Raw genomic sequence first — 24,962 nt, forward strand, 5'->3', positions numbered from 1 at the left:
CAATGCACGATATAAATTGGTAATTTCTTCCATTTCACTGCTCCATAATTATCGAAATGTCTCACCCATTAAGAGGCTTTAATTGTTGGTTATATTGTGAAGTGAAGCCAAGCTTAACCTAACCAACGGTTAAAAGATCTGCTTGATTGGCTTTTTATACGTATTTACCACCATATTTCAAAGCTATACTGGGATCTTTAATAGATCCATCAAGTATCAATTGAGCAACTATTGAATTAAAATAAAATCTACATATCGAAGAGTTCCATCAGGATTGCTAAGTGTATAACCGCTTGAAGTGCTTCCATCTATCCTTGGAAAATCCAAGAAAATATGATTTGCTTCACTGTCATTCGTCAGAACATAAGAGATATAACAACCAGATGAATTACATCTGAAATATTGACTGCCACTCTGAATACTATCTATATAATTTTCAAAGAGAAGATTGATTTTAGACTCGAACTCAATATCCTGTTCCCTGACATCGTTACTGCTAAGCATATCTATGATGTCGGTTATTTCTTTTTCATTTTTCCCATTCTTTACTAAATTGACAATATCATCATCTAAATACAACGAAAGCTCATATTCAAAAACGTTTTCTTGATATTTACTATATGTACTATGAGTTACTTCACTAACTTGATTATCATCAGTCTCTATCTTTTCGATATTAGTCTTAATATCATTGTTGATTGAACTGGAAGAATTACTTGATGATATGTTTCTGGCAAGCCCCTTCTCTTGTATCTTATTGCTAGATGACAAGTTATCAGCAAATTTTATATTTATAGCCTCATCATTCAGTTTTACTTCAGGTGCGAAACTTAAAATACCTTCCTGTCGGTATTGATAAATATTTACAGATACCGAGCAACAAAATAGTAGGCTTAATATTTTACTCGAAGAATTCACACACAATTTCCCTATACGTTTAACGCCCTTTTAAGAGGCTTTTAATTATTAGCTATAATGTGAAGCGAAACTGAGAAAACTGTTAGCAGTCATCCTTCAAATCCTTGTTATGTGACGCCTTCATTTTAAAACCGTATGATTCAAAACCAACTTTTTCAAAAAACTTTTGACCTCTATCATTAAATGACCAAACATCTAATTCAATATCATCGATATCTAGTCTACGGCATTCATTTTTTACATATGCGATCAACTCATACCTAATACCAGCCTCTAGCTGATGTATATCAACTCCAATTCTCTGAAGGTAGCAATATTGTCGAGCACGTAGAATTTTTGTTTGCTCTTTAGTAACGAGATTGTACACCGCGTAGCCAACTACGCAGCCATCTATTTCTGTGACGATAAACCCCGGCGAATTTAGCCTTTCAAGTAATTCTAACTTGGCATCCTTTAAAGATATGGGTAAGTATCGCATTGGGCATGTGGCCACATGAGCTTTTTGTGTTTCAACAACCAACCCAGCAATAATGGATAAGTCATCTTCATTGGCATTTCTAATCAACGCTTAGCTTAATCTCCATAGTCAAATAACACCCTATTAAGGGGCAAATTGTCGTTGACTAAAGTGTAGAGCGAAACGGAACTAGCCAATTGTTTATTCTCAATTAAAATTTATATTGTACAATTGCCATATATTGCTTTTGCCTATGTTCCGCTGCTCGACTTTCCCATAAAGTTCTATTTTCATTGTTCGAGGTTGAGTTGATAAACTCAGCGCCTACATTCCAATTTTTATCCAGTTGATATTGCCATGCCAACGTAAGGCTATCACCATCGCTGTCATTAGGGTCTTGTCTGTTCTGATCAGTTTCTTTTACTTTGAATTGGTCATGGCGTAGTGAAAATCTATGTGATCCTAATTTATAATTAAACATCACATACCATGAAGAAATATCAGTAAACACACCTGCTTCTTGACTGCCCATACCGGTATCACCAGCTAAATACTGAGCTAACAGCCTAAAGTTACTTGTAAATTTATGTAGCATGGCAACAGAATAATATTGGGTTTTCCAGGCATATTGACGATTTTTTTCAATAGCCTCTGGATCACCTCTATTATCGTAGTAATAAACTCTCACATCAGTTTGTTTTAGATAACGCCAATGCCCACCAACGTAATATCCCCATTTACTATCTGTTTCAATAAAAGGCTCAACAAAATTAGGCGTATTAATAGGGATGTCTTGCTGGGAAAAGTAATCAGAAAAGACAACGGCTTCATTATAAAAAGTTTGCCTATTATGCTGTGCCCAACCCCGCCAAACAAGTAAGCTGCCTAAGCCATCATTCGCTTTAAATATAGAGGCTAATGCGGTAAAACTATGAGGGCTATTATGCTTTCGTCCGCTTCGAGTGATTGACCACTGAGCACCTAGCGTTCTTTGCTCTTCAGCAATCCAAGAATTGATCGCTGAAAAACTATAAGTATAAGGACTTGTCCATCCGGTTGCTGTATTTTCGAGTGACATTTGAGGATAAAACATGCCGAATTTAACTTGATGTTTTAAGCCAGGATTTAATGGCGAATAAGTAAAGTAAGCTTCTGTTAAGCCAATGTTTTTTTCACCATCAGGATTGTAATTGGCGACAAGATCAAAATTAACATTAGAAATTAAGTCGCCACTTATTTCTATCGCCGCTTGTGTTAGCATCAGTTTATCGTCGTCGTTATACCGTAATATACCCACGCCTTCTTCCTGCCAGCTATTTAACCAAGGCTGATGATAATCGGCTTTAATATATCCTGCTTCAATCCCCCCTTTAACCGTTATTTGTGCAGCATTAACTGCAGAACTCAATAGAATAAAGGTGGCTAATAGTGTTTTATTTGTTGTACTAGTCATTATTTTCCTCGTAATTGAGTAACCAAGGTAAAAACTCATCACCATGAATCGCCTTACTAATAAAGTAACCTTGTGCGGTTTATAAACCCATTTTATTCAACATATCAAGACTTTATTTATTTTCAACGCCTTCAGCCACAACACTTAATCATAAGCTGTGCGCTTAATAACGAACTAGGGTCATTGTCTACATGGCTGACCAATTTTTTAAAGCAAAGTTTTTACTCATAAGCAAAATACCACGGTAAATTGCCTTACTATGATTAACTAATTTATCTGTGATGACTAAATGTGCAATAGTAAATTGTTTATTAATTTGGTTTTCAGAGTGCTAATAGGTTTGCTGCAGCGTAACAAACAAAATAATCGTTATCGTTAACATCAATAAAAATATAAATCGTACTAAAATACGATTTTGTAATGATTTTAAATTAATAGTCATCTAATTCATCATCATCTTCATAAGCTGCATATCTAGGCTTCATCGCCTCTTTTACATTAATAGTGATATTGGTATGACTAGAAACCGTTATTTTTTGAGTAAAAGATTGATCAACCTCTTGGAGTAAAGGATGCCATATTTTCAGTGTATATTTTCCATCAGGCAGTGCTAGATTAATATTACCCTCACCATCAGTTTTGCCAAACCAAGGGGTATCAACAACATAAACATAACCAACCATCCAGTCATGTATGTTGCAGCCTAGGATCACTTCTCCAACTTTATCAAACAAACGAGGGTCTAATTTCTTCTCACGGTATAGTTGTATTTCAAAAGTTTTCGCTGGTGAAAAGGAATAAACATGATGTTTTATTCTGTCTGAATTGGGAAAATCAATGTTAGTATATTTATTAACAACTAGAATGTGAGGAGAAAATTGTCGATTTACTTGATCCATAATAGCAGTATAAGGAACCGACAAAGTACTATCTGCCACAGCAGTTTTTATTTCTGGCTCAGCGGAAACGACTATATTAGACAATGGTTTTTTATCGACATCAATCACTAGAATGTTTGTATTGCTTGCTTGACTAGCGAAGGAACTAAGAATCATTAAAAAAGAAATTATTTTGTAATTAAAAACTCTTACCATAATCTCACTATCCACGCTTATTATTAAATATCACTATTTTATAAAATTAACACAGTTCACTGATTTATACCTATATCTCACCAAAAAAATTGGCCATTCAGATGAAAACATTAAGCATTTGATACTCAATACTAAAGAATATTATTCTAATTTAAAAAATGTTATTTACTTAACAATACTTGAAGATAAAATAATTGTGTTCAAGCAATTAGTCATTTTTTCCTTTTAGATCTTTACAAAGGCGCTAACTACTATTTTTATTAGCAGTAGCCAATCATTTATTTCACCCACATAGCTCCTAACAAAACCTTATAAACTTGTGAGCTTCGTTTTTAAAGTCAAAACCAAAGGACAAAATCCAACTCTCTTTAATAACTTTAACAAAATAAAAAATCATAATGTAATAAAAAAATTAATAGCTACACTTAGATAAACTGATGAAATTAATAAATGACGCTTTTAAGGAATAAATTAATGATGAGATATAAAGCAGCGGGCATCGCTTCAATAATATTACTATTAATAACACAATATTACTCACCCAAGGTCATGGCCTATAATATGGCTCAAAACATTTGTGAGTATGTCGCGGCTGACGATAAAAGGAGGTTCCGTTCTTTATTAAAAGCACAACGTATTAAAATACGCTCTATTTTTGATGAAATAACCTGTAACGGTAAAAATATATTATTTTTTGCTGCAGCAAGCAACGCTAATGATGTCGGTGAAATGATTATTAAAAAATTGCCAAGAAAAGTATTAGGTGAATTAGTTGATGAATTAATAATTGCCTCGCCAACCTTAGGCGCTATAGCTAAAAAAAGAGCCGGTTAAGTGATCTATCAAGTAGTAGCAACAGCAAGACAATAATGTTTTTAATCTAGCTCAAATTTACGGGCAGTTATTATGATAGAAATAACAAGACCACTCCTTTAATTAATAATAATTTGGGGTGGTCTTAATTCATCTATTTGCAGGGTTGTAAAACGCCAGCAATAATTTAACTAACTAATCAAAATCCCATTTAAAGGAAACATCAAAAGCAATGCCTTTCGTTTCACTACGAAATAAAGTATCAGAAAACTCTATTTCTTTACTTTCATCAAGTAGGTTTTGTACTTTGAATTTTAACGTTGTTGAATAGGTAGGATAGTAGGTATATACCATATCAAGTGAATGAAAAGGTTGCTCATGCTTATCATCTTGCCCTTCAATACCTGGGATAATAATACGTTCACCAAAGACATTATAAGCCATTGTCACCGAGTGATTACCATTTGGCGCATCATAACCTAAATTGAGATTAACCACATATTGCGAGTGGCCAGTCATTCGACGCGTCGGATTAGTAATCGCGGCAGAAACTCCAGTTTGCTCAACAACGCGTTGCGTGTTGATGTTTATTTCAGAGTCACTTAAGGTCACGTTACCTGACAAGAAAAAATCGTTACCGTTCATGCCAGCAAAATCACCCAAAAAGGCAAAATCTTTCATAAACTCTAGCTCAATACCATAAACTTCACCGTCGTCTGCATTAGCAATAACTATGAGCGGAGGGCCATCTTGGCCTGGTGATTGTACTGATTCAATCGGATTTATCATATCTTTGTAGAATAAGCCTACTGACAAGTTTTCTCCCGTATCTAAGTACCATTCCCAACGTAGATCGTAGTTTTTAATATCCGTGGTTTCTATACCAGCAGTACCTCGAATAGGATACCCGGTTAGCGGGTCAAGGTAAGTTGATGGCGCAACCTCGCGAATATCTGGGCGTATTGTGGTTTCACCATAAGATAAACGAAACTGAACAGCTTCACTCATCATGTAAGTAAGCGCTAACGCCGAGTATATATCATCTTCTTGAAAGGCTAATTTAGATAAATCTTCTTCTGTTGGTTGTGGTGGTAAATCAAAGCGACCGGTTGCGGGATCTAAAGGCGCGACGACTTGACGGTAATCTTCCCAGCGAAAACCGCCACTGATACGCCAAGTATTGTCAATAAACCAATCTGCCTCAAAGTAGTAAGCATCGGTCATTTGTGCTGAATAATAGTCATCACCCATTACAGAGGTGTCTCGTATAACCGTTTCACTTCCTTGTAATGGCTGATTGAGAATAACATCGTCTGTTAAAATATCATTCATTTTGTGACCACTAAGACTCAGTTCTTCAAAGGCTAAGGTATTAACATCGATACGTCTGGAAAAAGCGTCACGGGTTTTTTCAATAAAATCACCACCAAACTTAAGCTCTACTTCTGATTGCGAAAAAGTTATGGGTAAAGATAGGTTAAAACCGCTGTTTTCTACTTTATCTTCCAAGTCCTGAAAAGAATAACGGGTAGCGGTTGAAGCCTTACGTAAACTACTTTCGTTAGTAAGATCAAAAGTACCATCTTCGTTTTCATCACTGAGTATGTAGCGCGTAGAAACATTACCCGGTGCGTAACGACTTGAACGAGCGTCTGAATATTTCCAATCAAAACCTATGTTCCACAGCCATGGCAGATTGTGAGTACCACGAACCTGATTAGCGATCATTTCGCGCTCTTCGTAGCTAACGTCACTGTCTCGAATGCGCAAACCATCACTGAGTAATACATTGTTAGTATTACCCAGTTTGTCTTTTATTTCGTCGGCGGTATCACGTAGCACAATGAAACTGTAATCAAGGCGATGATCTCGGTCATACTCTACACCTAAGTTCAGCAGACCAGACCATTTTACTGAATGTTCAGTTGAGGTAACTTGGTCAAAACCTCGTACTAAACTCCATGAACCATCGGTGTTATTACGAAAATCTTGACCTTCGTATAATTCACTTACTTGCCATTCATTGTCATAGGATAAAGAGGTTAAATAACCCCAGCGATATTTACCCTGTTCAAATTTATCACCGAGCGCAATATCAAGACCAAAATCTGGGGCGATATTTTCTTTAACTGGATCGTAATCACGATTAAGCTGCGCGGCTATTGCACGGTTTTCATCTTGACTAATATGTTTTAATGGACTGTAATTTTTCCATAATTTTTGTAATGTTTTGGGTGCTGCGCGAGTGCCATCATCTTGGCCACGCCAGTCATCACTGCCACCATTGTAGCTGTAACCATCGTCAAAATTTTCGCTATTGCCACCTAAATTACCAGAGATATTAAAAAGGAAATCTGTTGGAATACTTTTTAAACGGATATCAACATTACCGCCACCAAAATGCGCAGGCATTGAAGGTGAGTAGGATTTTTGTACCGATAAAGACTCGATAATTGACGCTGGAAATAAATCCAGAGGTATAACACTACGTGTCGGATCTGGGCTGGGTACAGCGGCACCGTTTAACTGTGTGCTTGAGTAACGTTCACCTAAACCACGTACATAAATAAATTTCCCATCCACTAATGTCACACCGGTAACACGTCGTAATGCGGCAGCGGCATCGCTGTCGCCGGTGCGTGAAATTTGCTCTGCACCTAAAATGTCGGCGATAAAGGCTTGGTTGCGACGCTCTTCAATAATAGCGCTCGCCGTACCTTTTAATCGACTTACCTTAACAACAACTTCTTCAATAGCTTCATCTTCTGCTGATGTTTGCTCTGCTACTGCAGATGTCGTTGCTAGGCTTGTTATTATCGCCAGTGCTAAGCCACTTAATCGTAAACAATTATTTGGTTTGTTTACCTTGATTTGCTTGGCACTATGCATTAATTTTTTGTTCATCGTTAACCTCGATAAAGTCTCTGTGCTTGCTTTAGATACGCTATTACTGCTTTGCTAATCGCTTGCATCAGTTAGGTTGATTGAGTATTTATTAGTTATGCTGAAATAAAAAAGCGAACACTGATCATTGGAAAAAACAGTGTTCGCCTTCAACGTCTAATTATTCTTCAAGACCTACTGTCCATCCTGCTGTCCAGTTTTTCGCTTTCGTTACTGCACCGACATGGTCAGCATTTTCAAAAAAGCTGTTACCGGTGAAGTCTTTAGGTGTTGTGGTATCGATGGTGAAAATGCCTTCTAATACCGCACTTGTATTTGCAGCCGTACTGTTTTCGGTATTATCGTTAATAAACCAGCTCATTAAATCAAAGGTTGCATCACTAGAGTCTTTAGAATCTTTAAACGCTTCATCACAAGCCACAACTGAGTTGCTCATTAGCGTATCACCAGATTTTGCTTGATCTACCGTTAAGCCAGCTTCCAACTCAACACATTCGCCCATGCCTGCAGGACCTGTAACAACAAAGTTATGAAGTTGTGCTTTCGAGCCTTCTCGTAGATAAACACCTTCAGAGTCTTTATCTGCAGTGTCAAATGTATTACCAATAATGGTCATGTTGGCAATACTTGGGTTTGATTGTGGGAGTTTGTTTGGTGTTGAGCCGTCGTTGTCTCCTTCAATACCACGGTTTGCTTCACCATTTTGTGGGTCATGCTTAACGAGTACGTATTGTAAGTTGCCACGAAAGCCATTATCCCAATCAACGCTGTCATCTTTATTAGAGGTTAAGACCACGTATTTAAGGTTAACCGTGCCACCAAAAAATTCGATACCATCATCAGCATTTTCATGTACTTGAATATATTCGACTTTGGTACCAGAACCAACACCACCAAACGTTATCCCGTTCAGTTCGTTGTCTGGTGCTATTTCATAACCTGCATGCTTAACAACGACATAACGTAATGTACCTGAGCTGTCAGCATCGTCTGTGCCGCCAAAGACTGCGCCATCTTGAGCACCTTCAATTTGCAGTGCACAGTCACTGCCATCCGTTGGACATTTATTTGATGTCGCATTACCCAATAACACTATTCCACCCCATTGACCCGCACCTGTTTCAGCGCCGGTCAAATCTTGACTCGACGTAAAAGTGATAGGTTTTGAGGCTGTGCCATTTGCTTGAATTTCTGAATCACGACTGACCACTAGGTAATCGCTACCTGAACGACCATAGATGGTTGTACCAGCTTCAATCGTTAGTGTTGCTGAGTTAATTTTATCACCACCAACAAAAACAGCGCCGCTTAGAGCATAAATATTATTAGCGGTTAACGTTAAGTTATTAGCAATAACACCGCTTAATTGACAAGTAATGTTTGAGCCATTGACTGAAGAAATTGCCGATGTACCTGTTGGACATCCTTGTGTTTCTGCCTGAGCGGTTACTACACCACCACCGTAACCAAAGGCCCAACCTTCACGCCAATCGTTACCCGCGTTGTCAGCACTGTCAAACGCGCCAATGTAATCAACGGAGTCAAAAAAGGCATTTTGTGTATTTGCAACATCTTGTCCAGCATTCTCAGCAACGAGTGGTGAGTTAGCATCGGGGATACCGTTTTCATTAATTAAAATAGAACTACTAATACTGTTGGATGCTTCTGCACTGAACCATGCTTCGAGGTCAAGCAAGACACTACCGTCTTCCGCTTTAGCATTTTTGAAATTTTCACTATTACTACAGGCCATAACACTGTTTTGCATAACAATTTTACCACTGTTAGCATTGTTAACCGTTACAGAGCTCGTTGCACCACCTTCAATTTCTAAACATTCACCCATTTCACTGGTGCCGGTTACCACCGTATTAAATATTTTTGCTGCGGTTCCTTCGCGTAAATAAATACCTTCTGAGTCTTTATCTGCACTGTCAAAGTTATTACCCACAATCGTCAAATTAGCAATAATTGGCGCTGACTGTGGCTCTTTATCAGGAGTAGAACCATCGTTATCCCCTTCAATTCCTCGGTTTGCTTCGCCAGCATTTTTAGCATGTTCAACATAAATATGTTGCAGCATACCTTTGTAACCATTGTCCCAATCGATACTGTCATCTTTATTGGCCGTTAAAACTAAATGTTTAACATTGACCGCACCGCCAAAAAATTCAACACCGTCATCGGCATTTGAATGTACTTGAATATAATCAACCGTTGTTCCTGAGCCAACACCACCAAACGTTATACCATTAAGTTCGTTGTCAGGCGCAATTTCAAACCCTGCATATTTAACAATAAGGTATTTTAAGATACCTGAATTGTCTTCCCAGTTTGAGCCACCAAAGACAGCACCTTCTTCAGCACCTTCAATTTGAAGTGCACATTCACTACCATCAGTAGGACATTTATTTGAAGGGGCATTACCTAAAATAACTACGCCACCCCATTGACCGGCTGTTGTTTCTTCACCCTTAACATCTTGCAGTGAGGTTAAAATAATAGGTTTAGTTTTTATGCCTTCTGCCATTATTTTTGCGTCGCGGTGCACAACGACATAATCACCACCTGATTGTCCAAAAAGAACAACACCTGGCTCTACGGTTAGTGTTGCTCCTGCCATCACTTCTAAAGCACCACTAATAGCATAAAATACCGGCTTGCTATCAGCACTGGCGACTAAAGTCATATCACTAGTAATTTTTCCATCAAGCACTTGTACAGCAACATCAAAACCTAAAGCTGTTGAAACATCTTGGCCCAACACCGAACTAGACTTACCCGGTAATTCGGTCACAATTGGGTCAGTTGGAGCAGGGTTAGTGATGGTTGTATCGCCTACTGAGTTATCTACTTGAGATGAAAGTTTAATATCGCCACCACCACAACTGGCTAAAGTAATGGCACAAGCTAGCGTACTGATTTTAAAGAGTGAATTTATTTGCATGTTAGTCTGCTCCGCAGAAATTATTAGAATAAAGTTGCGGCTATGCTACTGAGGTTAAATGACAGAATTGTTGAAGTAATATGTAGTTTTTATTTAAGAAAAATGACATAAGTGTTACATAATAAATTTCTATTACTGAAATCGCTTAACTTACTCACTGATCTGTTAACGTTTCAAAACTAAGCTTTTAAAGCTGAACAGATTGAGATGCGTTATTGAATGCGTTAACGTAAGTAAAACTCATAATTTATCAAGAATGTACTATGATGTATTTTAATAATCATTGGTAATTCAAAATAATCACTTAGCATTATCATCTGGTATTTTTTCATCCTAACTTTTAACAGTTCAGCCTATATTAATGAAAGGAAATTGCATATGAATGACAAAACAACAACGACAGCTGGCAAATGCCCAGTAATGCACGGCGGTGCAACAAAGAGCAGTATGTCAAATATGGGATGGTGGCCAAAGGCACTAAATCTTGACATTCTTCATCAACATGACAGTAAGACTAATCCTATGGGCGCGAATTTTAATTACCGTGAAACCCTGAAAGACCTTGATATGGCTGCTCTTAAAACAGATATGCATGCCCTTATGACAGATAGTCAAGACTGGTGGCCTGCTGATTGGGGACATTATGGTGGCCTAATGATCCGTTTGACTTGGCATTCTGCCGGCACCTATCGTATCGCGGATGGTCGCGGTGGTGCAGCGACTGGCAATCAGCGTTTTACGCCAATAAATTCTTGGCCAGATAACGCCAATTTAGATAAGGCGCGCCGTTTGCTGTGGCCTATCAAAAAGAAATACGGTAACAAACTTAGCTGGGCTGATTTAATTGCTTACGCTGGCACTGTTGCTTATCAATCTATGGGGTTAAAAACCTTTGGTTTCGCCTTTGGTCGTGAAGATATTTGGCAGCCAGAAATTGACACGTATTGGGGCGCCGAAAAAGAATGGCTTGCACCAAGTGGTGGAGAAGGCAGCCGTTATTCTGGTGAGCGTGATTTAGAAAACCCCTTAGCTGCGGTAATGATGGGGCTAATATATGTTAACCCTGAAGGTGTAGACGGCAAGCCCGATCCCCTTAAAACAGCGCATGATATTCGAGTAACGTTCGAACGTATGGCAATGAACGATGAAGAAACGGTTGCCCTAACGGCCGGTGGTCACACCGTCGGTAAATGTCACGGCAATGGTGACGCTTCGCAAATAGGGCCAGAGCCAGAAGCTGGAGATATTACTGAACAAGGTTTAGGTTGGAACAATAAAACCAAACGTGGCATTGGTCGCGATACCATCACCAGTGGTATTGAAGGCGCATGGACTACACATCCTACTCAGTGGGATAACGGTTATTTTTCGATGTTGCTTAACCACGAGTGGGAATTAAAGAAGAGCCCAGCGGGTGCTTGGCAGTGGCAACCAATAAATATTAAAGAAGAACATAAGCCTGTTGATGTCGAAGATGCAACTAAACGTCAAACGCCTATTATGACTGATGCCGACATGGCGATGAAAATGGACCCAGCGTACCGTGAAATTTCAGAACGTTTCTCTAAAGAACCGGAATATTTTTCTGACATTTTTGCCCGAGCATGGTTCAAACTCACTCATCGCGATATGGGGCCAAAGGCACGTTATATCGGTAAAGAGGTCCCTCAAGAAGACCTTATTTGGCAAGACCCTGTTCCCGCTGGAGCCACAAGTTATGATATTGACTTGCTGAAAGATAAAATAGCAGCGAGTGATTTAAGTATCAGCGAAATGGTTGCAACCGCTTGGGATAGTGCGCGAACCTACCGTAACTCTGACAAACGCGGTGGTGCCAACGGCGCACGCATTCGCCTTGCTCCACAAAAAGATTGGCAAGGTAACGAGCCAGCACGTCTTAGCAAAGTACTTTCTGTGCTAGAAAGTATTGCTATAAGTAGTGGTGCAAGTATCGCTGATGTCATTGTTTTGGCAGGTAATGTTGGTATAGAACAGTCCGCAAAAGCGGCTGGTTTTGAAGTCACTGTACCCTTTTCACCAGGGCGTGGCGACGCAACAGATGAAATGACGGATATTGACTCCTTCGAGGTACTAGAGCCCACTCATGATGCTTATCGAAACTGGCTAAAAGCTGACTATGTTGTCAGCGCAGAAGAACTGATGCTTGACCGAAGTCAGTTAATGGGACTTACCGCGCATCAGATGACCGTGTTAATCGGTGGTATGCGTATGCTTGGCACTAACTACGATGGTACAAAACATGGGGTATTCACCGAACGTGAAGGTGTACTTTCTAACGATTATTTTGTTAATTTAACAGACATGAATTATACGTGGGAACCTGTTAGTGATAACCTCTATGAGATGCGCGATCGTCAATCAAATGAAGTAAAATGGACAGCGACACGAGTTGACCTTATCTTTGGTTCTAACTCAATTCTTCGTTCATATGCTGAAGTTTACGCGCAGGATGATAACCAAGAGAAATTTGTTGCTGATTTTGTTACAGCATGGGCGAGTGTGATGAACGCTGATCGCTTCGATCTAGTTTGATGATTAGCTAAAATTTCACGCCGCTATTTACCGCGGCGTGAATGATTAATCTAGCTAACTTAGTAAGTAGCGACTTAAAAGTATTGCACCCGCAATACTTTTTTTTAGCTATAACCCCTTCAACTCAATAGCTGAAGTGCCCCCGTATCTTTCAAAAATATCACTTGAGCTATAAGCGATTGCATTAGCAATAATTTTTAAGTTTACCAGCGCTCTACACTCCATTGCACGGCCATAATCGCAATTAATATAGAGCCAACAGGTAGAACACCTCTCGTATAAAACGTGGTATTACGTAATAAAATTAATATCGGCAGTAAAATAACAAGTATCGCTAACTGGCCTATTTCAACACCAAGATTAAAGGCTAGTATACTTAGTAACTGTTGATCCGCAGGTAAGCCTAATTCTCCTAAGACACCAGCAAACCCCATACCGTGGAGCAAACCAAAGGCAAAGGTTAACCAAGCTAAACGTAAAACCACTTGCCAAATATTATTGAGTGCCGCAAATAAAACCGATAAAGCAATGCCCAGCTCTACCCAACGACTGCTTGGGCTTAACCAGCCTAAGGCGGTCGCTGTTAACGTTAGCGAATGAGCCAAGGTAAATGCACTTACGATCCATACGGTGTTAGTCAAAATAGTTTTAACACTTGATATAGCTTGCCACTTTTTATCTTTTCGCTGTAGCACCGCCGGCAATAACAAGGCAAACAAAAACAGGATATGGTCTATACCGATCCAAATATGTACAACACCTTGATAAACAAATTGTGTAAAGGTCGTCCAGGCACTACCTTTGCTCAAATCTATGGTGATTTTTCGAGTGCTGTCATCTAACACTAAACTGTGTAAGTAGTTACCATCACCAATATTTAAAACCACCTCATGGCTACTATCTAAAGAAAATATTGCGCTGTAGGCAATTTCTAATGGGCCACTGATTGGGCACTGACCTGAGAAATCAGTGACAGCGAAAGCTTCATTGGCATGATCTTGCAAACGCTCCATAATCTCAAAACGTAAGTTACACCTTAAATTTTCACGACTCAATAATAAATGCTCAGCCAAATAGCTAGCAATCTCAGCTTGTCGACTCTTGACCTCTCCCCAGGTTAACTCACCGTTGGCATTTATATCCAAGCCAACAGCTAATTCTAAATCAGTCAAACTCAATTGCCATTCGCCACTGATACGACCGGTGTCGTCGATTTCGGCAATAATGTAACTGGTACTCAATTGATGAGCGGCAACAGTATTGGCCAGTAATAACGACAGGCTTATTAGCCCTATTTTTAACCACTGCTGCATATTTTTATCTCACTACTTTTACGGTTTATTAAGGTTTATTGTGTTGAGGTGTAGCTTAAATCTGAGGCTTTTTATCAGGTGATTCTTTAAATGCTAAAGCACGTTTGAGCAAGCGCTCATCCGAGCCCAGCTTAGCTTGTTGCCAATTAATTCTCGCCCAATAAAGCGCCTTTATAGGGTTAGGAACAATATCGAGATAATATTGAGCTATATCTGCAGCATGAGCAGTATCATTTCGTTGCAAACGTATTTCAATACGTTGGGTTAGTCGTTGCTGCCATACGCCATTAGTTGCCTTAGTTATTTGTTCGGCAAGGGTCAAACGTAATAACAAAGCATCATCAAAACTATCACTTGCTTCAACGATGGGTCCTAATGTCTCTAAAACAATTTGGCCTTGCTGTTGTGCTAAATAAATATCCGCCCACAGCGCTAAATAACTAACCGGGGCCTGATTCAATGGGTAGCCTGACAAATGGTCTATGGCTTGTTGTGTTAACTGTTGACGGTGAGCGAGGTCAGCTAAAATTTGATTAAGCCACACCTGTTGGGCGATAGGAATATCACCCGCAACCTTAACGATATTTCTTAACTGTTGGTAACTTTGGGCAACGTTGCCTTGTTCAGCACTAACCTCTAGCACACAGGCGCTACTGACAAATAAACTGCCCTGCCCCAATACTTGTAAACAGGCACTTTTCGCAGCGTCAAGATCACCTTGTACCATGTGTATATTGGCTTTCATTAACCAAGCAGCGACGTTGTCTGGCTGATATTGAAGTATCTGAGTCAGTAATTGTTGGGCCTGATTAAATTGATGGTAATGCTGTAAGACGGTTGCTGAATAAAATTGTAGCTCTAGATCATTAGGATTAGCGACCAACAAGGGTTTCAGTAAAGCGCCAGCACGGCCATAATAACGACTTGCTAAGCCAGGCTTACTTGCGTCATTGAGCAGTTGGGCGATAAAAATCTTTGGCTGTTGTGCAGGTTTAGGTACCGTCCAGCTAGCTACGATACTTTGATTTGATTTGGGCACATAACTTTCTGAATGCACAGGCGATGAAGTGGCAATAAAAACCAAAAATAACAAGGGGCTAATAAAACGAAGTGTTGGCATATCATTATCCATAAAAGGGCGCCTTCCTTGGCGCAGTCAAGATGGTTCTACTGTTGAATCAAGTCGTCGTATGCTGCTGGTTCCTCAACATCTTGAATAAACGCACGACCATTTACGGCCAAGGGTTTATCGCTTGATTGCTGACTAAAAGCTGCACGACTATAACTGGCAAATGACACTTCCAACGCTTCAATTGTAATATTAATTGTACCGCTAACAGGATAATTAATTCCATCAGAGGCAGTAAAAGTAAAGCTGTCGCTTCCTGTTACTTCAGCATTAGGCTGGTAAGTGAAACTACCATTACTATCAATGGTAACCATTCCTAGCATCGGCTCTTGGTCTAAGCTAAAAGTCAACGTGTCACCATTTTCATCATTTGCGCTTAACATGTCAGTGATAGGCGTTTCTGTTTGAGTGATCAAATCGACCGATATCGTAGTCGGTGATGCGTTTTTCGTAATAGGTAGCTCATCGACATCATTATTACAGCCTGAAACTAGCATGGCGACCGCTAAACTTAACACGACCCCTTTAAGATTAAAGACTTGGCTAAGATGAGATGCTTTATTTTGTTTACTATATAACATAATAGTGTTCCTTATTTAGAGCCTGGTAAAGGCGTTGCTAAGTATGGAAAGCTAGTATCCATCATAGAGGCATTACTTGGCGCACCATCAGTAAAGGGTACATTACCTACACTTGCATCTTCTGGTGCACATAAGCCCAAATCGGTATCTGTGCCATTAACAGGAATTGGGTAACATAAACGACCCATAACAACACGAAGGGCAATATCTACCACATCATCTCCTGGTCGGCGACCATTTGGAAAGCCAGCTAAATCGTCACCAGCAACACCAAACGATGACTGCATATCGGCTGCCACTGCTGCAATACCAGTATTTAAGCGTAGCATTTCAGCTGCGGTCACTGTTGATAACTGATTAACACCTGGGAAACCCGTTAAAAATGCGGTAACTAAATCAACCCTAGGGAAATTAGTGGGTGCCAACGTTTCGATATTTGCACCTAAAGTGGTATTAACTGCATCTTTAAACAATATATTCAGCAGTTCAGGTAGCGTTGGATGAGTCACATAATCAGCAAACTGACCATCTGCACTTGGATGAGAACTTGAGAACTTATCTTTATCGGCCAAACCAATAACCAATTCATTCACTAAAGGAGAGCCAAGACGAGAAACTTGCGTCAATGCACCACCATTTACTTCAGTGTTATCAAAGCTAGCATTAGGATTCAAAATTCTAGCCTGAGGCAAACTTGCCGTAGTCCAACTACCGATAACGCCATTACCTGTGCCTGTTAAACAAGCTGTCGGTACTTCAATAGCGATACTAGTAACATTTTTGTCCGCTAAATCATCATTACTTGCTGATTGTGTAATACCACCGGGGAAGCCATCGCCATCGCCTGCTCCAGGAGCACTGTCACCTTCAACAGGAACAAAGTTCACTAAATCAAAAACTTTACCTAAATTAACCGCAAATGCGTCTTTACGCTGACCAACAAATACTTTTGCTGGTGCATCACAGCCAGGTATAGCGGCTGAGTATATATGACTGTTAGCATAAGCTGAATACTGCTCAGCGTTGCTAAATGTTTTGTTACCGATGTAATCGAGTGGCTTAGCAAAACTTGCTCCACCCGAAGTACTATTAGTAACAGCAGCACTGGTACCCATTCGCATTGGACCAGAAATCATATTAACCATGTAGCTTTCAGAGAAATTAGCCGCACTTTTATCTGCCATACTGATACCGCCAACATTTTTAAGTGGTACACCAACAGATTTCTGTTCTCCTTCAGCGCCAACCATCAAAGCAACACCTGCATTATTGTTGCCTAACATCTGGTTAAAATTAAAAGTAAAGGTTATATCTTCAACAGCATCACCATCGTTATCAATATGAATCGCATAAGTTGCAGCAGGGTCCATAGCGAAATAGTTAGGTCCACCATAAGCATCCTGTAAAGGAATGTAATTTGCGATGAGTGTGACGTAATTGCCACGCCCTTCTTCATAACTATTGAATGCATAAAAGTCTGTTGAGTCGACTGTTGGCATACGTGTGACGTTAGGCGCTTCACGATGGCTTGATGCAGATACAGCTTGAGACAAAGTTGCACTCATTATTGCCGATACAATTAGTGTTAATTTAAATTTTTTCATGACGTTTCCTTTATAATTTATAGTTCTTAATGGTTACTTTCTTGAAAGCACATTAAGTTAAACGATCGAGATTATGAATTGGATGCAAGAAAAATAACTTATTTACAAATTAATAATTATTCAGCCGAACCATAGTTTCAAATCGTGTTATTTTTACTTTTTATATTGGATAGCGTTGTTGCACTTTTTTTAGGTCATGTCGCCTTAGTCAACTTAATCAACTTAATCAACAACAGCTAAGGTAAGCCTAGGTCATAAAATTATAGAATGTCTATTACTTATCATTTAATATAAACAATATATTTACAAATTATTGACTTTTCTCAGCATAAAACAACAGATAAAAAAAAACGAAACTGTCGTTTCGCTTTTTAATATTCGCAGTAAAAGCTAAAGAGTAACTAAAGAATAACCAGTTCTGAAGTATATAAGACAGTGGTTGGTGAACCATTGGGTGAACCACCTAATGGTTCTAAGCTAACCGCTAAAGCCGCAATCTCAATCTGATCAAATAACTGAGGTTTACTTAAAACTAACTTACCACTTTTAGGTAGCAAGCCTAAAGAAATCGGAGGCCGACCGTCTGCTGCCACTATCCATAGCTGATAATCAGCATCTGACTTAGCGATTAACTTCTTGGTCGCTTGCACGCTAATAGTGTCTGCACCAATTTCTAGCGCCCATAATAAGTCGGCTTGTTCATTACTCATTAAAGCAAGTTGTTGAACTTCAGGCTGAGGTGGTGGTTGAAAGCTAAATAACAACACAGCAAGCACGATCGCCGCCGCCGAAGCTAAACCCGCAATACCTTGCCAAACTCGAGGCTTAGACTTGGTTATTGCTACAACATTACTTTTTATAGGCTGAGCTATAAATCCTAATTGATCTTCGATACGCTGCCAAACAGCTATGTCTGGAGTAACCGGTGGAATTTTTTGCCCTAAGCCATTGAGATGTTGCTCCCATGTTTGGGTTGCATCACTGATCAGTGGAAATTGCATCATCAATTTTTGAAAGCGCTGGCGAGCAGGGCCACGTAGAGTACCCAGCACATATTCTGCTGCAAGGGCGTTTTTGATTTTTTCAGATTGATAATTCATGGTGTTAAGCAACTCTGTAAACTCATAAGACCACGTCTTATCCAGCTTTTAATTGTACCCAAAGGGTTATTTAGGTGTTTAACCACCTCTTGATGAGAACAGCCATTGAAGTAGGCTAAATAAATAGCTTGTCGCTGTTGAAGATCTAACTGCTGTAAACATTTGTCGAGTAAGAGTTGTTCTGAGTCACTTATTTTCTCACTGGTATCGAGATCAAAACTCTCATTCTCAACGAGTTCATCCTCTTTTCTAATTTTATGATAACGTAAAATGTCTAGTGCGCGATATCGCACTATACTGATCATCCAAGTCAACACTGTGCCTTTACCCGTTCTATATTCAGACGCGTTATGCCAAATGCGGACATAAGCCTCTTGCAGAGCTTCTTCGGCTAATTCTTTGCTGGATAACATTTTCAGACAGACTGCATAAAGGTGTTTACTGGTCGCTTGATAAAGTTTCGAAAACGCTTGTTTATCGCCTTGGGCTGAAGCACCAAGTAACGCTAAATGCTGCTCATGTTCCATTATTTATTGCTCTTTTTTTTAAGGAAAATTACATATATACAAAGATAGTAACCTAAACAGTGGTGATTTATCTACAATACTCTTATCAATAATTTTGAACAAAAGTCTAATAAGCATAAATGATTCATAATAACTATCAGCATGATTATTGAGGAGGTTAATCTATAGGAAGCTAGGTGAATATAAGATGGGGTTATTTTTTAGGTGAAAAAAACGGACACTTCAAGTGAAGCATCCGTTTTTTAATGTGGCGGTGAGCGAGAGATTCGAACTCTCGAAAGGGATAAACCTTTACACGCTTTCCAGGCGTGCGCCTTCAGCCACTCGGCCAGCTCACCAATTTTTTCACTAACAAGCTAATTTTTATTGAGATAGATTAGCACGCTAATTTTATCTATTAAAGACATTTTAAAACAAGTCTTAACTCGCTACTCAGAGAATCTACTGCGTAAAAAAATAACTTTATAAACACTTTAAACTTATAGACATGTCATAAAATAAAGCTGCGCTATGGTAGGTAAATTTAATAGCCAACACAACTTAATTTTAATAAAAAGAGGCCGACTGATTACTTTACCAGCAAAAAATCACCTTAATGGTTATTTACTGGCTAAAGCGTTGTTAAACGTTAGCATGCGATCCAATGACTTCAATGCACCATCGCGAAGTTTCATGTCTACAAACACTTCTCTGCCTAATGGATTAAGCAATGCGTCTTCTATCTCTTTTAAACCGTTCATTGCCATCCATGGGCAATGAGCACAACTTTTACAGGTTGCGCCTTCACCCGCTGTTGGTGCCTCAAAGAATTCTTTATCTGGGCATAGCTGCTGCATTTTATAAAAAATACCACGGTCTGTTGCGACGATAAACTTTTTGTTGGACATCACTTGAGCAGCTTTAATTAGCTGGCTGGTTGAACCAACAGCATCAGCAAGCTCAATAACATCTGCAGGAGACTCTGGGTGCACCAAAATGGCTGCGTCTGGATGCAAAGCATTCATATCCTTTAACGCTTTGCTTTTAAATTCATCATGAACGATACAAGCACCCTGCCACATTAACATTTCGGCACCCGTTTGCTTTTGAATGTATGCGCCTAAATGACGGTCAGGTCCCCAAAGAATTTTTTCCCCTTGCTCATCAAGGTGTTCAATAATTTCTAATGCACAAGAAGAGGTAACGATCCAATCCGCTCTAGCTTTTACCGCAGTTGAAGTATTCGCATACACAACAACAGTTCGGTCAGGGTGCTGATCACAAAAAGCAGAGAACTCTTCGATAGGGCAGCCCAAGTCTAATGAACAAGTTGCTTCGAGTGTTGGCATAACCACGGTCTTTTCAGGCGTCAGTACTTTCGCGGTTTCCCCCATAAAACGAACACCAGCAATAATTAGCGTTGTTGCAGGATGATTGTTGCCAAAACGCGCCATTTCTAAAGAGTCGGCGACACAGCCACCTGTTTCTTCAGCTAAAGCCTGAATTTCGGGATCGGTGTAATAATGAGCAATAAGTACCGCATTTTTCTCTTTCAATAAAGTTTTAATACGATCTTTATACTGACTACGTTCATTATCTGAAAGTGGAGCTGGTTTCGCTGGAAATTGAAAATCAAATTCTACGGCTAAATTACTTTGCGACATTATTTATCTCTGATTATCTCTTTAAATACCACGCAATTATACGATATAGATATCGTGATGTGTATAAGACTTTTAACTATTAAAGATTAAAACAAGATAATACAGGATGGGATTTTATTGAGCATGTAGCTTTTGAATAAGATATTAATTAAGGAGCGTCTTGAAGTTAAGCGTTTATCTTAAGGACTTACTTTAAGCAGTGTTTGGCCATAAAAGATTTGAACCTTGGAATTAATCGGCTTAACGGTTAAAAGCCTCGGCTTTTTATTGTTAACTATCTGACTTATAAATTTGAAAATTAATTATTTTAGAAGTAGTCGGCCGTGAAGGATTTGAACCTTCGAGCTAATCGGCTTAACGGTTAAAAGCCTCGGCTTTTTGTTGTTTACTATCTGACTTATAAATTTGGAAATTAATTATTTTAGAAGTGGTCGGCCGTGAAGGATTTAAACCTTCGAGCTAATCGGCTTAACGGTTAAAAGCCTCGACTTTTTGTTGTTTACTATCTGATTTATAAATTTGGAAATTAACTATTTAAGAAGTGGTCGGCCGTGAAGGATTTGAACCTTCGACAAATTGGTTAAAAGCCAACTGCTCTACCAACTGAGCTAACGGCCGACATATAAACTGTGGTGTTGAGAATCATCATCAACTAATGCAAAAGTCACTAATATGCTAATTTTGCATTGTACTTGTTAAGAAAGAAGTTGGTCGGCCGTGAAGGATTTGAACCTTCGACAAATTGGTTAAAAGCCAACTGCTCTACCAACTGAGCTAACGGCCGCCATATTTTCTTTTTTCGAAATAAATTTCGAATCTTACAAGGTGCTTCTTTTACTTTATAAGAAATAAACATTATAAAGAAGTGGTCGGCCGTGAAGGATTTGAACCTTCGACAAATTGGTTAAAAGCCAACTGCTCTACCAACTGAGCTAACGGCCGACATAAGTGCTAATTCACACTGCGTTGCACTAGTGCCTCAACGCGACGCATATAATACTCATAATTTTTTTTAGTGCAACCTTAAATTCAACTTATTTCTTATTAATTGACTACTTGCATAAAAAGAAGGCAGTTAGTGTAAGTTATCGTCGCTTTTATTGGTTATAAATTTTCTAACCTAGGTTTTGCTAGTTGAGCCGCACTTGAATCTGGGTATTGTGCGAGAACTTTCTGATACCAAATTTTTGCTGCTGCGTTATTATTTAGCTTTTGTTCAACCATCGCCAACTTCAACATTGCATCGCTTCGCTTGTTTGAGTCGAGGTATTGTTCAACCACTAAATTAAATTCATTTTTTGCTTTGGTGTATTCAGTTTTATTAAATAATAGCTGTCCTAACCAATAATGTGCGTTGGGTGCATAACTAGAATTTGGGAACTTTCGATTAAACGCTTGAAATTCAGGGATCGCTTTATCGTATTGTTTGTCTTTTAAAACTAAATTTACCGCGCTGTCATATGCTTGGTTTTCAGTTAAATTCATTGAATAATTTATTGAAGCGTCTGAAGAGGCTTTTGCTGGGGCTATAATCGCCGCAGGAACGTTATTTTCAGGTTTTAATGCTTCTGTTACCCTACGGTCAAGCTCTTGATATAACTCACGCTGTCGATTCAAAACTTGACTAAGCTGATGAGTATGTAATTCAGTAACACCACGTAATTCATTCACTTCATTTTGAAGTTCATCAAGCTGTCGCTGCACCTTGACTTGGGCACGATTACGAGCATCAAGTTTACGTTCAAGATTAACCAACTTCTCAGCCATTGTTTCTGGTACCGAAGAGGTATATTGCGAAGGGCTACTTTTAATTGCACCCGTCTTGGTTATATCTATAACGGGAGCAGATTCTGCTGCCACTACCGCAAGGGTAGTAACAGCAAAGGACATCCCGAATAAAAATTTATTCAGTTTCATTTCTATCCTTGATTAGTAAACTAATACCGCACGACGATTTTTAGCAAATGCGTTATCACTACGGTCTTTAATCATCGGCTTTTCTTCACCGTAGCTAACAACACTTAGCTGTGCAGATGAAACACCCATATTTTCTAAATAAGTTACTACCGCTTTAGCACGACGTTCGCCTAAAGCAATGTTGTATTCAGGCGTACCACGTTCATCGGCATGGCCTTCAACTAAAACTTTCATGCTTGAGCTTTTGTTTAAAAATTTAGCATGTGCATCTAAAATAGCAGAAAATTCAGTGCTAACTGTAGAGGTATCAAAATCAAAATAAACAATGTGCTCAGCACGAAGTTTTTCTAATGCTTGACGTTGTTGCTCTTCAATTTCAGCGGCACGTTGTACGGCGCTTACTTGAACATCAGCAGTATTATTTTCTATTACTGAAGACTCTTGAGCATTAGTCGCTACATTGCTTTGTTCATCAGTTTCTGAATTTGAACTACAAGCAGATAAAGCCAAAATTGGCAAAGCAATCGCAAGAGCTTTCACAGTTTTATTCAAACGCATTATAATTGTCCTTATTTTTCTAAAGTTATGTTTTAAATTAATGTTTAATTTTTTATAAAAATGGTGACCAAGCAGGTGCTTTTACTTCACCATCAGCCGCGGGTAAGCGCGCTTTAAATCTTCCATCTACAGATACTAAACTAAGCACTTGCCTATTATTGTGTAAAGTACTGTAGATTATCATGCCACCATTTGGAGCTATGCTCGGCGACTCATCTAAACGTGTTTTAGTCAGAACTTGAAAAATTCCTGACGCCAACTCTTGTTTAGCTAAATGATAATTCCCTCGTGTTCTGTTCACCATAATTAGTTGGCGACCGTCAGGTGTAATTGAACCACCAAGGTTCATTTCACCATCAAAGGTGAGTCGTTTAACACGACCATCGACTAAATTTACGCGATAAAGCTGAGGTTTACCACCCCGTTCTGAACTAAATACTAATGATTTTCCATCAGGGCTCCAACTTGGCTCTGCATCTATCGCTCGATGACGGGTGATACGACGTAGTTTTCTTGTTGCTACTTCCATAACATAGAGCTCTGAATTGCCATCTTTAGATAACATCATCGCAAGTTGATTACCATCGGGTGACCAACGTGGCGCACTATTTATACCAGGGTGATCGCTGATCATAGTACGCTTTCCGGTATAGATATCTATAATATATATTTTTTGTTGGTTATTCTCAAATGTCGAGTACGCTAACTGATTGCCACTTGGATGCCATGAAGGTGACATTAATGGCTCTTTAGAACTCAACAAAACGTGCTCATTAACACCATCATAATCAGCCATCACTAACTGAAAAGGAAATTCACCTTGGTCTCGCACTATCACATAAGCAATTTTGGTTAAAAATGCACCTTTACTGCCAGTTAACTTTTCATAAATAACATTACTGATGTGATGTCCATAACGACGAAATTGGTCAGCATTAATTTCAAAAGCACCCTCAGCATAAATATGATCAGAAGTTTGAACCAATTCTCCATTGCTTAGCATTTGCGATTGTCCACCGGTGATCTGCCCACGAATAACATCAACCAGCTGGTAGCTTATCTTGTAACGACTAATACCTATTTGATTAATTTCTCCAACAACAACCGCTTCAACGCCCTCATTTGCCCAAGCTGAATAATCAATTTCTTGATCAGAAAAGGGTGTTTGTGGAAAACGATTATTTTTTATTGGGTTAAATTTACCGCTGCGCAATAAGTCTTCACCAATAATCGACGATATATTTTCTGGAAGCGGCTCTAGTCCTGTCCATTTAAAAGGTACAACAGCGATAGGTCTAGCGCTATCAATACCCTCAGTAATGACAATCTCAAGCGTTGCAAATGCACTATTTGAAATCAGTACGATAAAGAAAATGAAGGCTACTTTAAATTTATTCATATATTTTACTATTTTCTCAGTCATGGGTTATTTTTCATTGAATATAAACTGA

General features: G+C 39.0%; 18 protein-coding genes and 4 tRNA genes. 2 read left to right on the forward strand and 20 right to left on the reverse strand.

From position 1 onward, the window contains the following. Positions 1-228 precede the first annotated feature (228 nt). From H4J66_RS05610 to H4J66_RS05625, 4 genes are all read right to left on the reverse strand, one after another. On the reverse strand, positions 229-918 hold the full coding sequence (locus H4J66_RS05610; protein ID WP_182171652.1) for a hypothetical protein: 690 nt from the start codon (positions 916-918) through the stop codon (positions 229-231). A gap of 82 nt (positions 919-1,000) precedes the next feature. Continuing rightward, positions 1,001-1,483, reverse strand: a complete 483-nt coding sequence (locus tag H4J66_RS05615) for a GNAT family N-acetyltransferase (RefSeq protein WP_182171655.1) — start codon at positions 1,481-1,483, stop codon at positions 1,001-1,003. Positions 1,484-1,586: 103 nt separating this feature from the next. Then, on the reverse strand, positions 1,587-2,828 hold the full coding sequence (locus H4J66_RS05620; RefSeq protein WP_182171658.1) for a hypothetical protein: 1,242 nt from the start codon (positions 2,826-2,828) through the stop codon (positions 1,587-1,589). 431 nt (positions 2,829-3,259) lie between these two features. Beyond that, complete coding sequence (locus H4J66_RS05625; protein ID WP_182171661.1) at positions 3,260-3,937, reverse strand: methylamine utilization protein; 678 nt, start codon at positions 3,935-3,937, stop codon at positions 3,260-3,262. A 459-nt stretch (positions 3,938-4,396) separates the two neighbouring features. Between H4J66_RS05625 and H4J66_RS05630 the strand changes: the two genes are divergently transcribed. After that, positions 4,397-4,756 (forward strand): DUF3718 domain-containing protein, encoded by a 360-nt coding sequence (locus H4J66_RS05630; protein ID WP_182171664.1) that lies wholly within the window; start codon positions 4,397-4,399, stop codon positions 4,754-4,756. A gap of 174 nt (positions 4,757-4,930) precedes the next feature. Here the strand turns inward: H4J66_RS05630 and H4J66_RS05635 are convergent, their stop codons facing one another. Both H4J66_RS05635 and H4J66_RS05640 read right to left on the reverse strand, forming a co-directional pair. After that, positions 4,931-7,624, reverse strand: a complete 2,694-nt coding sequence (locus H4J66_RS05635) for a TonB-dependent receptor domain-containing protein (protein ID WP_182171798.1) — start codon at positions 7,622-7,624, stop codon at positions 4,931-4,933. A 175-nt stretch (positions 7,625-7,799) separates the two neighbouring features. Beyond that, entirely contained in the window at positions 7,800-10,586 is a 2,787-nt protein-coding gene (locus H4J66_RS05640) for a hypothetical protein (protein WP_182171667.1), read from the reverse strand. A gap of 378 nt (positions 10,587-10,964) precedes the next feature. Between H4J66_RS05640 and katG the strand changes: the two genes are divergently transcribed. Continuing rightward, positions 10,965-13,139, forward strand: coding sequence for a catalase/peroxidase HPI (gene katG, locus H4J66_RS05645; RefSeq protein ID WP_182171670.1), 2,175 nt, complete (start codon positions 10,965-10,967; stop codon positions 13,137-13,139). A 203-nt stretch (positions 13,140-13,342) separates the two neighbouring features. Here the strand turns inward: katG and H4J66_RS05650 are convergent, their stop codons facing one another. From H4J66_RS05650 to tolB, 14 genes are all read right to left on the reverse strand, one after another. After that, positions 13,343-14,452: a HupE/UreJ family protein gene (locus tag H4J66_RS05650; protein WP_182171673.1), complete on the reverse strand. Its 1,110-nt coding sequence runs from the start codon at positions 14,450-14,452 to the stop codon at positions 13,343-13,345. Between the two features lie 55 nt (positions 14,453-14,507). Continuing rightward, positions 14,508-15,584 (reverse strand): lipopolysaccharide assembly protein LapB, encoded by a 1,077-nt coding sequence (locus H4J66_RS05655; RefSeq protein ID WP_182171676.1) that lies wholly within the window; start codon positions 15,582-15,584, stop codon positions 14,508-14,510. Positions 15,585-15,619: 35 nt separating this feature from the next. After that, the gene (locus H4J66_RS05660; RefSeq protein ID WP_182171679.1) at positions 15,620-16,162 is read right to left on the reverse strand and encodes an Ig-like domain-containing protein; all 543 of its coding nucleotides are present in this window, start codon (positions 16,160-16,162) and stop codon (positions 15,620-15,622) included. Between the two features lie 11 nt (positions 16,163-16,173). After that, positions 16,174-17,727 carry a DUF4331 domain-containing protein gene (locus tag H4J66_RS05665; RefSeq protein ID WP_404842797.1) on the reverse strand — a complete coding sequence of 518 codons (1,554 nt, stop codon included), beginning with the start codon at positions 17,725-17,727 and terminating at the stop codon, positions 16,174-16,176. Positions 17,728-18,167: 440 nt separating this feature from the next. Next, the gene (locus H4J66_RS05670; RefSeq protein WP_182171685.1) at positions 18,168-18,866 is read right to left on the reverse strand and encodes an anti-sigma factor domain-containing protein; all 699 of its coding nucleotides are present in this window, start codon (positions 18,864-18,866) and stop codon (positions 18,168-18,170) included. Beyond that, a complete protein-coding gene (locus H4J66_RS05675) occupies positions 18,863-19,393 on the reverse strand; it encodes a sigma-70 family RNA polymerase sigma factor (RefSeq protein WP_182171688.1) in 531 nt (176 codons plus the stop codon). Before H4J66_RS05675 ends, H4J66_RS05670 begins: the two co-directional genes overlap by 4 nt. A gap of 248 nt (positions 19,394-19,641) precedes the next feature. Continuing rightward, positions 19,642-19,731 (reverse strand) — tRNA-Ser (locus H4J66_RS05680). Between the two features lie 261 nt (positions 19,732-19,992). Continuing rightward, on the reverse strand, positions 19,993-21,036 hold the full coding sequence (nadA, locus tag H4J66_RS05685; protein ID WP_182171691.1) for a quinolinate synthase NadA: 1,044 nt from the start codon (positions 21,034-21,036) through the stop codon (positions 19,993-19,995). A 542-nt stretch (positions 21,037-21,578) separates the two neighbouring features. Further along, positions 21,579-21,654 (reverse strand) — tRNA-Lys (locus H4J66_RS05690). 90 nt (positions 21,655-21,744) lie between these two features. After that, a tRNA-Lys gene (locus tag H4J66_RS05695) sits at positions 21,745-21,820 on the reverse strand. Positions 21,821-21,902: 82 nt separating this feature from the next. Beyond that, positions 21,903-21,978 (reverse strand) — tRNA-Lys (locus H4J66_RS05700). A 162-nt stretch (positions 21,979-22,140) separates the two neighbouring features. After that, a complete protein-coding gene (gene ybgF / locus H4J66_RS05705; RefSeq protein ID WP_182171694.1) occupies positions 22,141-22,953 on the reverse strand; it encodes a tol-pal system protein YbgF in 813 nt (270 codons plus the stop codon). 12 nt (positions 22,954-22,965) lie between these two features. Beyond that, positions 22,966-23,511, reverse strand: a complete 546-nt coding sequence (pal, locus tag H4J66_RS05710) for a peptidoglycan-associated lipoprotein Pal (RefSeq protein ID WP_182171697.1) — start codon at positions 23,509-23,511, stop codon at positions 22,966-22,968. Positions 23,512-23,563: 52 nt separating this feature from the next. Further along, on the reverse strand, positions 23,564-24,910 hold the full coding sequence (gene tolB / locus H4J66_RS05715) for a Tol-Pal system beta propeller repeat protein TolB (RefSeq protein WP_182171700.1): 1,347 nt from the start codon (positions 24,908-24,910) through the stop codon (positions 23,564-23,566). Positions 24,911-24,962: the final 52 nt, after the last annotated feature.

The sequence above is a fragment of the Colwellia sp. MB3u-55 genome (assembly GCF_014076785.1).
Lineage (GTDB): Bacteria > Pseudomonadota > Gammaproteobacteria > Enterobacterales > Alteromonadaceae > Colwellia_A.